This is a genomic window from Marinicellulosiphila megalodicopiae (genome assembly GCF_045862395.1).
GTDB classification, from domain to species: Bacteria; Pseudomonadota; Gammaproteobacteria; order Pseudomonadales; family Natronospirillaceae; genus Marinicellulosiphila; species Marinicellulosiphila megalodicopiae.
In genome coordinates this window covers 355,198-369,676 of sequence record NZ_AP023087.1, presented here as the reverse complement: position 1 = coordinate 369,676, position 14,479 = coordinate 355,198, and the positions used below count along the sequence as shown (strand labels likewise).

16 protein-coding genes are annotated in these 14,479 nt (G+C 35.0%); 4 read left to right on the top strand and 12 right to left on the bottom strand.

The window, feature by feature from the left end; translation table 11 throughout:
- Positions 1 to 534 precede the first annotated feature (534 nt).
- Both TYM08_RS01555 and TYM08_RS01550 read right to left on the bottom strand, forming a co-directional pair.
- Positions 535 to 1,353, bottom strand: coding sequence for a hypothetical protein (locus tag TYM08_RS01555; protein ID WP_422381222.1), 819 nt, complete (start codon positions 1,351 to 1,353; stop codon positions 535 to 537).
- A gap of 355 nt (positions 1,354 to 1,708) precedes the next feature.
- Positions 1,709 to 2,062 carry a YciI family protein gene (locus tag TYM08_RS01550; RefSeq protein ID WP_422381221.1) on the bottom strand — a complete coding sequence of 118 codons (354 nt, stop codon included), beginning with the start codon at positions 2,060 to 2,062 and terminating at the stop codon, positions 1,709 to 1,711.
- A gap of 156 nt (positions 2,063 to 2,218) precedes the next feature.
- On the opposite strand from TYM08_RS01550, the gene TYM08_RS01545 reads away from it, so the two are divergent.
- On the top strand, positions 2,219 to 2,794 hold the full coding sequence (locus TYM08_RS01545; protein WP_422381220.1) for a YoaK family protein: 576 nt from the start codon (positions 2,219 to 2,221) through the stop codon (positions 2,792 to 2,794).
- A 49-nt stretch (positions 2,795 to 2,843) separates the two neighbouring features.
- On the opposite strand, the gene TYM08_RS01540 is transcribed toward TYM08_RS01545, so the two are convergent.
- The 3 genes from TYM08_RS01540 to TYM08_RS01530 are packed head-to-tail and all read right to left on the bottom strand — an operon-like array spanning position 2,844 to position 4,989.
- The gene (locus TYM08_RS01540) at positions 2,844 to 3,278 is read right to left on the bottom strand and encodes a tetratricopeptide repeat protein (protein ID WP_422381219.1); all 435 of its coding nucleotides are present in this window, start codon (positions 3,276 to 3,278) and stop codon (positions 2,844 to 2,846) included.
- 54 nt (positions 3,279 to 3,332) lie between these two features.
- Positions 3,333 to 4,007, bottom strand: coding sequence for a TetR family transcriptional regulator (locus TYM08_RS01535; RefSeq protein WP_422381218.1), 675 nt, complete (start codon positions 4,005 to 4,007; stop codon positions 3,333 to 3,335).
- A complete protein-coding gene (locus TYM08_RS01530; RefSeq protein WP_422381217.1) occupies positions 3,988 to 4,989 on the bottom strand; it encodes an NAD-dependent epimerase/dehydratase family protein in 1,002 nt (333 codons plus the stop codon). The genes TYM08_RS01535 and TYM08_RS01530 overlap by 20 nt, the downstream gene beginning before the upstream one ends.
- A gap of 436 nt (positions 4,990 to 5,425) precedes the next feature.
- On the opposite strand from TYM08_RS01530, the gene TYM08_RS01525 reads away from it, so the two are divergent.
- The 3 genes from TYM08_RS01525 (at position 5,426) to TYM08_RS01515 (ending at position 7,419) form a co-directional block, all read left to right on the top strand.
- Positions 5,426 to 5,605, top strand: a complete 180-nt coding sequence (locus tag TYM08_RS01525) for a hypothetical protein (RefSeq protein WP_422381216.1) — start codon at positions 5,426 to 5,428, stop codon at positions 5,603 to 5,605.
- A 139-nt stretch (positions 5,606 to 5,744) separates the two neighbouring features.
- Entirely contained in the window at positions 5,745 to 5,927 is a 183-nt protein-coding gene (locus TYM08_RS01520) for a hypothetical protein (protein WP_422381215.1), read from the top strand.
- A 505-nt stretch (positions 5,928 to 6,432) separates the two neighbouring features.
- Positions 6,433 to 7,419, top strand: coding sequence for a transposase (locus tag TYM08_RS01515; protein WP_422381214.1), 987 nt, complete (start codon positions 6,433 to 6,435; stop codon positions 7,417 to 7,419).
- Between the two features lie 386 nt (positions 7,420 to 7,805).
- On the opposite strand, the gene TYM08_RS01510 is transcribed toward TYM08_RS01515, so the two are convergent.
- From TYM08_RS01510 to TYM08_RS01480, 7 genes are all read right to left on the bottom strand, one after another.
- On the bottom strand, positions 7,806 to 10,502 hold the full coding sequence (locus tag TYM08_RS01510; protein ID WP_422381213.1) for a hypothetical protein: 2,697 nt from the start codon (positions 10,500 to 10,502) through the stop codon (positions 7,806 to 7,808).
- A gap of 134 nt (positions 10,503 to 10,636) precedes the next feature.
- Complete coding sequence (gene pdxH / locus TYM08_RS01505; protein ID WP_422381212.1) at positions 10,637 to 11,287, bottom strand: pyridoxamine 5'-phosphate oxidase; 651 nt, start codon at positions 11,285 to 11,287, stop codon at positions 10,637 to 10,639.
- Positions 11,280 to 12,062, bottom strand: coding sequence for a peroxide stress protein YaaA (yaaA, locus tag TYM08_RS01500; protein ID WP_422381211.1), 783 nt, complete (start codon positions 12,060 to 12,062; stop codon positions 11,280 to 11,282). The genes pdxH and yaaA overlap by 8 nt, the downstream gene beginning before the upstream one ends.
- A complete protein-coding gene (locus TYM08_RS01495; protein WP_422381210.1) occupies positions 12,062 to 12,283 on the bottom strand; it encodes a hypothetical protein in 222 nt (73 codons plus the stop codon). The genes yaaA and TYM08_RS01495 overlap by 1 nt, the downstream gene beginning before the upstream one ends.
- Before the next feature lie 173 nt (positions 12,284 to 12,456).
- On the bottom strand, positions 12,457 to 13,485 hold the full coding sequence (gene lipA, locus TYM08_RS01490; protein WP_422381209.1) for a lipoyl synthase: 1,029 nt from the start codon (positions 13,483 to 13,485) through the stop codon (positions 12,457 to 12,459).
- Complete coding sequence (gene lipB / locus TYM08_RS01485) at positions 13,482 to 14,096, bottom strand: lipoyl(octanoyl) transferase LipB (RefSeq protein WP_422382801.1); 615 nt, start codon at positions 14,094 to 14,096, stop codon at positions 13,482 to 13,484. Before lipB ends, lipA begins: the two co-directional genes overlap by 4 nt.
- An 85-nt stretch (positions 14,097 to 14,181) precedes the next feature.
- Positions 14,182 to 14,472, bottom strand: a complete 291-nt coding sequence (locus TYM08_RS01480; RefSeq protein WP_422381208.1) for an HP0495 family protein — start codon at positions 14,470 to 14,472, stop codon at positions 14,182 to 14,184.
- Positions 14,473 to 14,479 lie beyond the last annotated feature (7 nt).

The following is a 14,479-nucleotide window of genomic DNA, read 5'->3' as shown; positions in this document are numbered from 1 at the left end:
AGGTGGTACAGAGTGTTAGATAAATAACCAAATCAATAAAGTGATTAAGAGAAATGTTATATTGTGAGAACGTTTACATTACTACAAATACAATACATTTAAAACACCCTAAAACCCTCGTATTTACTGGGCTTAATCGAAATTTTATTTAATAAAAAGATATAAGAAAAACAAATGACTTTTAACTCTAACAGTGAAAAAAAATCGCTTAAAAAATAATAACCCTTTCATATTATTTTAAATATTTTTATAACAATTATTACCTAATATATAATTAATTTAAAAAATACAACATTTTAAATACGACATTTTAGAACGCACACAAACAATTTAATTTTATAAAATGTTGATAAGACTCAAACAAGACAGATATAAAGTATTTGAAAATAAAAGTTTTAAGAGCGTATGAGAAAGTGGATATCAAGCTCATGAATTAGCCCACAAACATGGGCTTGAATTAAAAAGATTATGTTGATCATTCAGTAAATTTAAAGTTTAACGGGGCTTAGCTCTTGATTTGGGTCAATTAAAAATCTACTTATTCACAATCGAGTATACATACTGCATCACAGAAAACCCCAAATACTGCTTTGATGCCGATTCACCTGAATCCTTAAAATGCGCATGATTTGCAAAACTTACAAAAGTACTTAAATCACTGGAAATGTTTCGAACAATTAAACAAGCCAAATGATAACTCAACTCTTGCCCCTCATCTGCAAACAAAAAACTGTCACCACTAAAAAACGCATCCAATTTATCAGCGGTCCAATATTGCTTATGTCGAAACATGACTTGCTCGTCTAACATAAACGGAATATTACAATGGACCTGCTCCATTAAAACTGCCAACCCTTCGTTTAACCAAACTGGAATATCCAAATGCGATAAGCAGGCATGAGCCAGTTCGTGCATGGCAATGGGTTCTGCAAAGTCTAACTCTTGACTGTAAAAAACCAAATGCGGCTGCTCATCATTAATAAACACGCCCGAGCTTAAGCCAAATTCACCATCTTCAGGATAAAACTGAGAAACATAATCGTAATAATCATCTATATCTTTTAAAATAATAATTAAAAATTTAGATTCTTCTGGCACAACGGCAAGGCCATTTAAACTTTTTAAAATGCGAGTTAAAGCGGATTCTAAAAACTGCTTAAACACATTAATGTATTTCTCAGACTCCCCACTTAAAAGCATAAAGTGCTCAGTCTCACTTAACGCATAATTTCCTTCACAATGATTAAATTGATATTTCAACCAACTGCGTTGCGCAATAGATTGATCGTTTTTTATTTCTTGTTTAATCAAATTATTTTCACTTCTTGACGCGAGTTTATTCCAGTTTAACATGTGTATTATTTCTCAAAATTTTGGCTATACTACCACGTAATTTAAAGTCTAATACAGCGATTATATTTTAAGACCAGACTTCAACTTTATTAAAATAAAAGTACAAAAACATTTCAACACATCCGTTTTAAATTGGACAATTTTATATAGAATTGTTTGCGAGTTATGTTGTTTTTGATGATTGGCTGATTTGGAATTGGCTCGGTTGATCGAGTAGAGTTTTGGCTAGTTGTTTTAAATATTGGTTAGAATCATCCAATATAAATATCAAAAATAAATAATTTTAAACGCTCAAAAAACGGAATAAAAAGTGCGTATTAAATATCGCGTATTCCGTTATTGTAAAATGCATCATTTAATTAAATGTCATCACAGGCCTTATTTCAATTGTGCCTGTTTTAGCCGCTGGTATTTTACTCGCTATTAATACCGCCTCTTCTTCTGATTTCGCTTCCACTAAATAATAGCCCCCAAGTTGCTCGTGAGTTTGTTCAAATGGACCCGATTTAGTAGAAACTTTTCCGTCTATTATCTGAACACAGGTAGCCGTATTTGAAGGCATCAATGCATCGCCAGCCACTAATTGCCCACTAGTTTGAATATCTTGTGTGAATTCATCGTACTGGGCCATTAACTCCCCCATTTGTGATTCATCCATTTTTTCATAAAGTGACTCGGCTTCATAAATTAGACATAAGTATTGCATCATTTTTCTCGCTTGTTGTGTGAAAAGACTCAATCATTTTAGTTCAAAACTAAATAAATAAAAATACTAAGGGTAACATGGTTTCTAAATTACCTCGCTGGATTGAATATGGGTCATTTTCTCTGGCATTAATAGCTGGAATGATCAATGCAGTAGGGCTTGGGTTTTCAACATCAAGCAATTTCTCATTTATCTGGCACAGCGACGTTATTAGGAACAAATATATTTACTTTAAATATTGCAGACTCCTTACACTTAACTGCTATTTTGTTGAGCTTTTTAATTGGCTCTGCAATTTCTGGATTTTTTATACGAGACAGTGGATTAAAACTAGATCGACGTTATAGCATGATGTTATGTTTAGAATCCGCATTGTTATTTGGCGCTACACTGTTGCTATCTTCCCAAAATTTCTATGGGCACTTTCTTGCGTCAGCTGCGTGTGGCTTACAAAATGCATTGGCTACCACCTACACCAACGCAATTATTCGAACCACACACGTCACAGGTATTTTCACAGATCTAGGGATAATGTTTGGTCGATTTTTAAAAGGCGAAGCTTTTGACAAGCGTAAAGTGAGTTTATTTTTATTAATAATTTTTGGATTTATCTTAGGTGGAATTGCAGGAGCCTATCTATTTTATAATTTTCAATTCTATGCTTTAAGCGTACCTGCAATTCTATGTATCATACTTGCGTTAATTTACCTTCTTTATTTAAGAGCTTTAAACTAAAATTTAAACTCATGGCATAATCTGCACCATTGAGATGCAGATTAATCAATTAACCTACGCCTACATAAACAGGTTTATCTTGATCCCCACACCCGCTTTTTTTCTTAAATTTTTCAACTGCTTTATCTATTTTCTTTTTATCTTTTTTATTAATTTCTTGAGAAACTACCTCTAATCCAATATCGAAATTTTCAAATCCATAATACGCTGCAAGTTTTATCCAATAATAGGCTTGCTTAATATCTTTTTTTACATAGTTTTCGTTAAAATAAAAATTTGCCAGTGCGTTTTGAGAAAACCCGTTACAATTTTCAGCAGCATTCGTCATCCATTTCACTCCTGTTTTGTCGTTCTTTTTTACACCTAGTCCATTTAAATACATTTCAGCATAAAAAGATTGCGCAGGCGGATAGCCGTCTTCTGCACTTTGTTGAATGTATTGAACACCTTCAATTTCATCCACCTCGCCACCAATTCCTTCCAACGGACAAGCCGTTTGGGAGAAATTAAAATATTAATTGGTTGTATTAAGGTACGTTTACTCTGTTGATTTGAGCGAGCTGATCATCCCTTTATACAACCAATCAAACGCCAGATTTAATTCCGTTTCTAAATCAAAACGAGTCAGCCAAAAATCATGATCTTTAAATGCATTTTTAACGGATTGTGGAGGATGACAATATTGCCACTTCATCAAAGATAGTTGATAAAAACTATTAATAAAATTTCGACAATGCAGTATGTCTTGTTTACAAATTGGCATAATTAATTTGGCCAATTCATCGATTATTTCTCCTGCAGCAATTTTGAACTGACGGATAAAATTTTCATTAATATTTTCCTCTAATACAATTGGCGCCATAATACTTAAACGCATAAATAATGGATTTTCACAAAAATAATCAATAATTACTTTTTGAATGTCTTCTATTTTTTCAATAGGATTTTTGGACAGTAATTCTATAGGTTCCGACAATTGCATTAACAGTGTTAAAAATATTTCTTCGCGACTGGAAAAGTACTGATAAATCACCCCTTTACTGACATTGGCTTGTTTTGCAATATCCATAGCCGAAGGCACTTGCTCTGAATCATTTAATAAAAAAGCCAACGCATCGACAATAGATTGTTTACGCTGTGCTTTTTCATCATCGGTGCGAGCACGAAGTTTTGGTTTGTTTTTAGCAGACATATTAGACCGATCGGTGCTCACGATTATTTTCCAAAGATTCAACAGTGGCTTTTATAGTATCTTCTGCACTAAAGGTTTGCCAGCCTAGCTGATCTATTAATACTCGATCCGAATACTTTTGTTGTTTACCAAAATATTCTTCTACTGTACTTGTGGTAATCAATCTTTTGGACCCTGTGAGTTTATGTGTCACCCAATCAAATAACGGTAATATTTTGCAAAACCATAAAGGCAACACAAATTCACTGGCATTTACTTTTCTGATTTTTTTCAATTGTTGAATAATAAATTTTGAATCTCCATCAAACGCCATTGCCACATTGCGTGAATTAAGTGCGCTTTCAAATACTAAGATATGCGCCATGGCCACATCACGCACATCCACAAAGCCAAAATGCACTGGTACAGCAAACGGCACTTTTCCTTTCATAATTTGATCAATCATTTCAATTGAATCGGTAGGTTCATGATGACTAGGCCCAATCACAGAGGCAGGTAAAACCGTGGCCATATTTAAATTCAATTCTGTTGCTAACGCCCAAGCATGTTGTTCACTTAACGCTTTTGATCTTGCATATAATTGCGTGCTTTGATCGTTATACACATCAATCCCCAATGGGGCCGAGCCACGTTTAGCCGTGCCAATTGCCGCAATGGATGAAGTATAAATAATGCGCGAAATGCCAGCATGTTTGGCTGCGCGTAATACGTTTTCGCTGATTTCAATATTAGGCTTCACAATGGCATCTATTTCATCAATTGAATTATCAAAAATCGCCGCTAAATGAAACAATCCATCCATATCGTGCATCACTGCAACCAACGATTCTGGCTTTAAACAATCTCCTTCAACCAACTCAACATCCAGTTTTTTTAACAAGGAATAATCGCGAGTTGCCACATCGCGCACCATCGCACGCACCTTATAACCCCTATCAACTAACTGCCGACACAGCTGATACCCAATATGACCATTTGCTCCGGTGACTATGACATTTTTCATTATTACCTCAACTTGTTGAATTAAATTAGAATCAAGATGATTTAAATTAAAAACCACCAGTCATTTAATAATAGGCCGTTGGTTTTTTATTTGTTATTGCCGATCGTCATGAGTTTAGTATCCTAACCCTTTAATTTTAAAGATAATTTCAAATTTAAAAAAAAGGCAATAATTTTATTTGCTCCCCTTCGTTCTCATTTTATTAATGCAGAACCCCTTATTTAGGTGCAACTGTAATTTATTTAATCATACAAAAATTTTAACCTCAAAAATCATCCCGTTACTTCATACTCATTCTCGCGTACACTGAGGCTACTGATCATCATATTTGACGGTGATCGTTATCGCGTAATCCACGTTTTGTAAATACAAACCACACCTATTCTAAATAGTTGCCCCACACTATATTAGGAACAATTTTATCTGGGAGGATATTATGAGCAAGAAACCAGCAAAGAACTCAGTAAGCAATGCCAACATTCGCATGTCAATAGAAGAGCAAACCGCTGCCTTTCTAAATTCTGGTGGCAGTATCCAGCAAATTAGCAAAGGCACTAGCGGACAAGTCAATTTAATCAAACCAGTTAAACCAGTTCAACCCAAAAAAGCAGATTAAAATAACGCTGCATGGCTAGTTTAACCTATTGCAAACAATGATTAAAAATAACTATATTTTCAAATAACTATTTATTTTTAGTCAAGTTAGCAATAATTGATGATTTAGATATTTGGTAAGTAACGCGAAATATAGGTTAATGGAATTAACCGACTACCAACAAGTGATTTCACTTTGGCAAACATCACAAGGCGTAAAACTGCGAGATGCAGATTCAATTGAAGGAATAAAAAACTTACTAAAAAATCAAAATTTAAGTTTTGTCGCCACAAAAGTTGACATTCATTCCAATAATAAACGCACTAACAACTCTCAAAATTAAATAGTCGGTACCATCATTTCAAGCCACGATGGTAAACGATGCACATTTAGCAGTCGCACCTATCCAAAAAATTTAGGCATAGAAAACACATTAATCACATTGTGTTTGGATGCATTAATAATGAAGGCATTACCAAATCACACATTCACATTCTAAGCGATAATGAAATAGCAAAACAATTTTGCCAAAATAACGGCTGGAAAAATCGCAATGACATTGAAGTGTAACCCCTTATTAACAGCGACAATAAAAATACTTAACTCCCTAATTCACATAATCAAGCATTTTTAAATGGGACAGGCAGCTTAAATCAGGTTTTAAATGGGACAGGCAGCTTAAATCAGGTTTTAAATGGGACAGGCAGCTTAAATCAGGTTTTAAATGGGACAGGCAGCTTAAATTAATTTGACAACACCCAAACACAATCTACCATTTAATTAACCACAACATATTTCAAATGGATTGAATATGTTGTCCATGCATTAATATTTAAGTAGAAATCACTATGACTAAAGCCAGACAGCGCCTTGTAAATTATGCAGCCACCACCAAATATTTGATAACCTGCCGCTGCGTCCGACGCGCTTTTTTATGTGGTAAAGATGAATACACTAATCAAGATTTTGAACATCGACGCGAATGGGTTGAGGATATTTTACTCAAACTGCCAACCATATTCGCCATTGATATCGCTTCATATGCGATCATGAATAACCATTACCATTTGGTAATCAGCGTGAACGTCGATAAGGCTGAGGCATGGTCTAAGACCGATGTAATCAAGCGCTGGCATCAGTTATACAAAGGAAACATGATATCCCAAGCATTTCTAAATGGGGCAAACCTTAGCCCTCAAGAAACACTTTTATTAGATCAAAACGTTGAAGTTTGGAGGGAGCGTTTGATCAATATTGGTTGGTTTATGAAAAATATTAACGAGCCGATTTCAAGGCTTTCGAATATCGAAGACGACTGCACAGGCAAATTTTGGGAGGGTCGATACAAATCAAAAGCAATTTTAGACAATGAAGGATTATTAGCAGCAATGGTTTATGTTGACCTGAATCCGGTTCGCGCACAAATGGCAAACACACCTGAAGAATCTGAATATACATCGATCAAAAAACGAAGTAAGAGTTATAAAAAATCCAATCAATCCGAGTTAGTTCAAGACCAACCCAGTGATTTACTGCCCCTTTCAAAGCATTGTAAAACCCATATACCCATTTCAACCATGGCGTATTTAGAATTAGTAGACTGGACAGGGAAGCAAATGGCGGAAGGTAAAAAAGGAAAAATCAGTTCTGAAATACCAGATATTTTAATTCGGCTTGATTTATCTGAATCGTTATTTTTAAATGCTTCGAAAAATATTAACCACAGTTTTGCAAATTTAATTGGAAAAGCGTCGAGCCTCGATCAGCATTTTTCTAAATTTGGACTCAAACGAACTTGTGGCTGGGTGAAATCGTTAAGTGTTTTAGGATTTTAGCTTTACTCACCGTTCGCTAGTTTAATTACAAAGGATTAAACCAATCTCTTTCGAATTGGCTTAATTCTTCCTGCCTCAGATTTAATAACTGTTCATGATTTATTGTAAAAATTCAATCACATCATGTACTTTCACTGAATTTTCTTTTTTATTTTTGATTTAATCCAATTAAAAGTGATTATTAGTTTCTGAATATCACTTTCTAGTGTTCAGTTTCCAGTCCATATTTTCTTTATATTTTTCGCTTATTTTAGTCAATCCTCGGTTTCTCTCAGTTTGACGTTTAATCCACCCTAACGCCTTGATAGCGTGGACTGGATGAGATCCTGCGAAATGTTTAGATTTTCTTTTTTGGATCGAGTTATTTAATAATATATAATTGCATATTAATTTATTGAGCAAGTACCTGTAAATTTTATTTCTTTATCAGATGATAAATTTGAATAAAAAGTATTCAATGCTGAATAGTCATTACATGATATTTGAGTAGTACCAAAATCCAAGGTAGACGGTAAAGTGTCCTCAGAATAATTGGTAATATCAATAATGTTGGTAATTGCGTTACCTGATAAGAATATTATTTCTGGAATATAATTTAAGTTACCTAATATATTGTTGATGTCCGTTATATTGTTGTTAGTTAAGTTTAAATACTTAGCGCTATGAAATTCTGGCAAAGTTGTTAATTGAAAATCCTCATAAGAGATATTATATATGATTGTGGAATCGTCTTTTTGAACTTCGAAATTGTATTTCCCTCCCAATTTAATAGTATAGAAAAAACCATGTATCTTTAGTATTTCAATATCTACATCAGTTAAATCGATTGTATTCCCCGTGTTTTCCTCTGTACTTGCATGAATTGAAAGAGTTTTAAGGTAATCACTTTTTATTGTTAAGTCACTAGTTGTTGATATATTTAAATTGGAAATAGGTTCTTCAATATCCACTTCATATAAATTAGCTTCAGGATGGAAAATTATTTCAGAAATATTGTTATTAGCTAAAATGACATTCCTAATGTTTCCCTCAAATTTAATGCTATTGATTGTTGTTGTGTTGTTTTCTAAATTTATTGACTTTAAACTTTTAGGTGGGTTAAAAGATAATATTTCACTATTTTTAACTGAAATATCTGTCAAATTAATTAAATTTTCACCATTAATGGTAATTGAATTTTGGTTGGATATGGAAAGTACCTCAATATTAGGAGAGTTTAATTCCGAAAATTCTAAATGACCAAAATTACCAGTTAAGTTTAACGTTTTTAAATTTGATAAATCATTGAGCTCTAAACCTAAAATATCACCGTTTTCTATAGATACTTCTTCTAAAGATGTACTACTAGTGATTGATAAATTTGAAGTTGAAAAGTTACCTTCAAGATTCAAGTAAGTTAATTTATTTGATCCTGAAATATTGAAGTCCAAAGGCTTACCTGGGCATTTTTTCAGATTGATATAATCCAGTTCAACCATTAATAGTGATTGAATATTTGTTGCTACACAATCTATGTAAAGAGTTTCAAGTTTATTAAGGTTGCCGATGTTGACTTCATCATCACTGATTATATTTGAGTCCAATAAGGCTATATATTCAATATTAGGTTGATTATTAGTATTGAAATCGTATAAATTCACATCAAATAGTATTAGTTTTTCTAATGAATTATTTGAAATATTTTTAAGTGAAACATTACTGTAAATACCTGATTGATTATCAGCGCCTCTAATATTTAATTTTTGTATATTATGGTCTTCGGAAAATATAACAGCTTGTGCGTTGTCTATAGTGATGTCTGATAATTTAGGGTGTTCGGTGAAATCATAAATAAATGGATCTGTACCGTAAAGGTAAAGAGACTGAATGCTGTTGTTTAAAATCAGGGAGTTAGGATTGAATGTTTCTAGTGATTTGGTGAAATCAATTTTTAATGATAATAAATTATGTGCATTTGTTAGATCTGGTAGTTTACGGGGTGAAACCACTCCAGAGTCACCTATTATTTCAATATGTTTTATTACAGTGTTCTCAGGTGCTACAAAATTTGTAAAATGAGAATACATAGGTGAATGAATTTCTATTTTCTCTATTTTTTGCTTAAGAGCGGATTGTATTTCCCCTCCTGAAAAGTCACAGTTTTTCACTTTAATTTCTTTTAGTTCAGTTAGAGTCGAAAGTGATTCAAATGAAGTATTGTAATTATCTTTACAATCACAATCTAATTTAGTGACGTCATTGATATTAACTTTGTCACCTAACTTTTCTAATTCATCTATTGCATCATAACCCTTTTCAGATGAATCGTTTATTTTACAATATTTAAAGGGCCCATAACTAAATGATGTAAAGTCCAAGTTTTCTTCTAAATAATTAGTGGCTTTAACTTTTATTTTAAAGTATTTAATTACTTCATGTGAGTCGTCATCTCTTGCTATAAATGCTATTTCAATTTCTTTATCGGATGTAATTCTTGAAACTTCTAATGTTGCTTCGTAATTGTCATAGCTCCTAAGAATTTCGATTTTATAGTCAACCCCTTGTGTAGCTACGAACCAATTTCCAGTTAGACCATATGAATCATTATCCGAATCCCTTATGGTAGCGCGCAGTGTAATAATTGTATTTTCTGTGATTTCTTCAGGGATATTTACACCGGTAATTTCAGGGAAAGCTTCACGGGCTACAATTAATATATCTCTTGATACATTTACGATTTCACCACTGGTTAAAGTTACAATTGCAATAAACTGAATTGTTTGTGATTCACCATCTTTTATATTAAATGAAAATCGTAATTGAGCTGTATTAAGGTCTGTAATATCATAACGATCAAAAGAAACATTATTTGTTTCAATATCCAAATAAGATGAGTAATGATTGTCTGATTCTGGCACCACCCAATCAATTTTTGAAATAGTAGAATTTATAGGGTCTTTAATTTCCAACTTAAAATAACCATATTCATACTCTTTTAATTGGTCTGGTCCTGTAATTTTAAAATCGTCTGAAGTTGGTGATTTATCGAAAATAGAGCAACCTGAAATGACGAATAATAATGTTAAGGCAAATAATGTGCGCATTTTATTGAATTTCCTAATTAAGTAGTAAAAACTGTATTTATCTCATGGGCTAATAATTGAATAATACCTTATTAATAGTTGTTATGTTTTTGAAGTAGTTAGCTGTGGAACGGCTAGCCTATATTCTTCGACAGTTAAGGCTGTAACCTATGTAACTCCCAAACCCCATCCACCAATCGATACTCAAACCGATCATGCAATCGCTTCGCGCCGCCTTGCCAAAATTCAATTCTCTCAGGCACCACCAAATACCCACCCCAAAAATCAGGAACAGGAATTTCGTTATTTTTAAATTTATTTTTAATCTGCTCAAATGCCATATCTAACATTTTACGCGATGAAATACTTTTTGATTGTTTGCTTGTCAATGCCGCTAATTGGCTGTCTCTTGGTCTTGATAAAAAGTATTTAGCGTTTTCGGTTAATGACAATTTATGCGCGACACCTTGAATACTGATTTGGCGCTCTAACGGTAACCATGCAAAGTGTAAATTTACATTGGGGTTTTGCTCAATGTCTTTTGCTTTGTGACTACTTAGGTTTGTGAAAAATACAAAGCCTTCGTCTTTTACTTGTTTTAAAAGTACCGTGCGCTGACTCGGTCGATTGAATTCATCGACCGTTGCAATATTCATTGCTGTTGGATCGGCAGTCATGTTTGCGTTGATGGCTTGCTCTAACCACTTGTTGAATTGTTCAATTGGATTCTCAGCAAGGTCTTGCTCGTTTAATCCGCCTTTTAAATATTCGCGACGAATATCATCGATGTGTGTTAGATCAGTCATTTAACTTCCGTAAAAAAACAGGGGCATTTTGTTTGCTTAATTCTGGATGATATTCGTATCCGTCCACATTAAATTTTTGTAATTGAGTTGGGTTTTTTATTTCATTATCAATGATGTATCGCGCCATTAAGCCTCGTGCTTTTTTGGCAAAAAAACTGATGATTTTATAATCGCCGTTTTTAAAATCTTTAAACACAGGTTCAATGATTGGAAATTGCATTTCTTTTTTAGGCACGGATTTAAAATATTCCGTTGACGCTAGATTAATTAAATATTGTGTGTCATTTTCTTGTGATTTAATTTCGTCATTTAAATAGTTAGCTAAAGTATTACCCCAAAATTTATATAGGTTGGGGGCTTTGCCAATTTCAAACTTTGTACCCATTTCTAAACGGTACGGTTGCATTAAATCTAACGGACGTAATACGCCGTATAAACCCGACAACATTCTTAGGTGACGTTGTGCGTAGTTTATTTTGTCTTGATCTAATGTGTAAAAATCTAAACCGGTGTACACGTCACCATTAAATGCAAACGCTGCCTGTCTTGAATTTTCTTTGGTGAAGTCTTTTTCAAAATGTTGAAAGCGTTCGTAATTTAGCATGGCCAAGTTGTCTGACAATTTCATCATGCTTGCAATATTCGCAGGGGATAATTTTTTGGCTTGTTTAGCTAACTGATAAGTTTGTTTTAAAAACTGAGGCTCGCTGTATAGCTCAGTTGTTAACGGGGTTTCGTAATCTAAACTTTTTGCAGGCGAGACAACGACAAGCATTACAATTTACCTTTGTTTTGTTCTTCGCTTCGCTTGGCTAACATTTTTTTAAACTGTAATGAAAACGCACCTAAAATAAAGACACCCGTTAACGCAATACCTGTGTATAAAATCCACGTTGAATCAGAAGTGGTGGCGTCCATTTTAGAAACAATTGCGCGGGCAATTGGGTACATTAATAAACCTAATACGGTTAATAGCTGAGGTAATTTTTCTTTCATGAGGAAGGCTTCTTTAAATGAGTTTTGAGGGTGTCGTAATAAATGGGCAGTCTTAGATAACGACTCAGATTGCCCTAAATTTCATTCAGATCGAGGCGAGAAATGTGAGTTTACTACTGTAAATGATCATTTCTCAACGAAGAGCTGGGTGAAATTTAGGGTGAGATGTGTCGTTATCCGACCTTTTCTCCGGCAGCTTGACGATCTGCGTGATAGCTTGAACGAACCATTGGACCACTTGCTGTGTTCACAAAACCTAATTCATTGCCGTATTCTTCTAGCATTTTGAATTCGTCAGGCGTCACATAACGCTCTACTTTTAAGTGATGTTTACTTGGCTGTAGGTATTGACCTAATGTCACCATGTCGACATCGTGTGCTCGTAAATCGCGCATCACTTCTTTTACTTCGTCTAGTGTTTCGCCAATGCCTAACATTAAGCCAGACTTGGTGATCACGTCAGGACAACGTTGTTTGAATTTTTGTAATAAATCTAACGACCATTGGTAATCGGCGCCAGGTCTTACGGCACGGTATAAACGTGGAATGGTTTCTAGGTTGTGATTTAACACATCTGGCGGCATTTTTTCCATGATGTCTAATGCCACGTCCATACGACCTCTAAAGTCAGGAACCAATGTTTCTACTTTGATGTGTGGGCTGTATTTACGGGTTTGTTCAACACAGTTATTAATGTGCTGTGCACCACCGTCGCGTAAGTCGTCACGGTCAACGGATGTGATCACAACATGTTTAAGTGTCATGTCGCCAATGGCTTTGCCTAATTCAAACGGTTCGTTTTCATCAAGCGGTTTTGGTCTGCCATGTGCCACATCGCAAAACGGGCAACGTCTTGTACAGATATCACCCATCACAATAAACGAGGCCGTACCGTGTGAGAAACACTCCCCAAGGTTTGGACAGGCAGCTTCTTCACAAACGGAATGCAATTTGTGCGAGCGCAATTTTTCTTTTAATTCTTTAACCTTATTGCTCATCGCAGGGATTTTGACTCGAATCCAATCGGGCTTTCTTAGGCGCTCTTCTGTTGGGATGATTTTTACAGGAATACGCGCGGTTTTGTCTTCGCCACGTAATTTTACGCCTACTTCAACTTTCACTCTTTTAGCCGGTTTTTTATCAGAGGCTATCACATCAGCCTTAGGATCAAAGGACTGGGCAGAAGGTTTGGTATCACTCATGATTGAATTCCACTGTGGGACACAGATTTTTTAGATTCTACAATGTCTACAATTTGCATGGGTAATGCCAGCAGTCGACCAAACTGCTCAAGCCATTGCAATTGTATATTTGAAAGCTCAACTTGTTCGCACAAATCGGCCATTTGAGTCATGTTTAACCCTTGATATCCGCAAGGGTTAATTCGATTAAACGGCGACAAGTCCATGTCTACATTTAAGGCCAACCCGTGATACGAGCGACCTTTTTTGATTCTTAAACCTAATGAAGCGATTTTGTCTTCATTGACATACACACCCGGTGCATCGGGTTTTGGGTAGGCTTGAATGTCATAACGCGCCAATACTTGCACTAACGATTCTTCAAGGGCGGTGACTAATTCGCGTACACCTATTTTACGACGTTTGATATCGATCATGACATACGCCACAAATTGACCGGGGCCATGATATGTCACTTGCCCGCCACGATCGGCTTGCACTACAGGTATGTCACCTGGCGCTAACATGTGTTCAGGTTTTCCCGCTTGGCCTTGAGTAAAAACAGGGTGGTGCTCTAACAACCAGATTTGATCTTGACTGGTTTCGTCGCGATTAATGGTGAATTGTTGCATCGCCTCAAAAGTGGGCACATACGAAACTAAGCCAAGATTTTTGACTAATACAGACTCGTTTACGCCTTCAATTGGGTTGCTCAATTTAAAGTACCATCTTCACGCGTTTGTCTTTAATCAACGCTTGGTGTAAATCTTTAAGCTGCTGCTCACTTTGAGCGGTGATAGACACCGACACCGAAGTGAACGTGCCTTTTTTGCTTTTGTTTTCTTTGATTTTTTTTTCGTCTAACTGCGCATCAAACCCTTTAAAGGTGCTAACAACAAACTCAAAAAACTCAGGTGTGTTCTCACCCATGGTTTTGATCACATAGTTTTCACAGGGAAACTCGATTTTTGGTGCATCTTCATGATCTTTTGAATCAATAACTTTCATAGGGTCT

Bases quoted from the DNA above. Each gene is read 5' to 3' on its own strand.
- TYM08_RS01555 (WP_422381222.1), bottom strand. From the start codon at position 1,353: ATGTTAAACTGGAATAAACTCGCGTCAAGAAGTGAAAATAATTTGATT.
- TYM08_RS01550 (WP_422381221.1), bottom strand. From the start codon at position 2,062: ATGATGCAATACTTATGTCTAATTTATGAAGCCGAGTCACTTTATGAA.
- TYM08_RS01530 (WP_422381217.1), bottom strand. From the start codon at position 4,989: ATGAAAAATGTCATAGTCACCGGAGCAAATGGTCATATTGGGTATCAG.
- TYM08_RS01525 (WP_422381216.1), top strand. From the start codon at position 5,426: ATGAGCAAGAAACCAGCAAAGAACTCAGTAAGCAATGCCAACATTCGC.
- TYM08_RS01520 (WP_422381215.1), top strand. From the start codon at position 5,745: ATGGAATTAACCGACTACCAACAAGTGATTTCACTTTGGCAAACATCA.
- TYM08_RS01515 (WP_422381214.1), top strand. From the start codon at position 6,433: ATGACTAAAGCCAGACAGCGCCTTGTAAATTATGCAGCCACCACCAAA.
- TYM08_RS01510 (WP_422381213.1), bottom strand. From the start codon at position 10,502: ATGCGCACATTATTTGCCTTAACATTATTATTCGTCATTTCAGGTTGC.
- pdxH (WP_422381212.1), bottom strand. From the start codon at position 11,287: ATGACTGATCTAACACACATCGATGATATTCGTCGCGAATATTTAAAA.
- yaaA (WP_422381211.1), bottom strand. From the start codon at position 12,062: ATGCTTGTCGTTGTCTCGCCTGCAAAAAGTTTAGATTACGAAACCCCG.
- TYM08_RS01495 (WP_422381210.1), bottom strand. From the start codon at position 12,283: ATGAAAGAAAAATTACCTCAGCTATTAACCGTATTAGGTTTATTAATG.
- lipA (WP_422381209.1), bottom strand. From the start codon at position 13,485: ATGAGTGATACCAAACCTTCTGCCCAGTCCTTTGATCCTAAGGCTGAT.
- lipB (WP_422382801.1), bottom strand. From the start codon at position 14,096: ATGCAACAATTCACCATTAATCGCGACGAAACCAGTCAAGATCAAATC.
- TYM08_RS01480 (WP_422381208.1), bottom strand. From the start codon at position 14,472: ATGAAAGTTATTGATTCAAAAGATCATGAAGATGCACCAAAAATCGAG.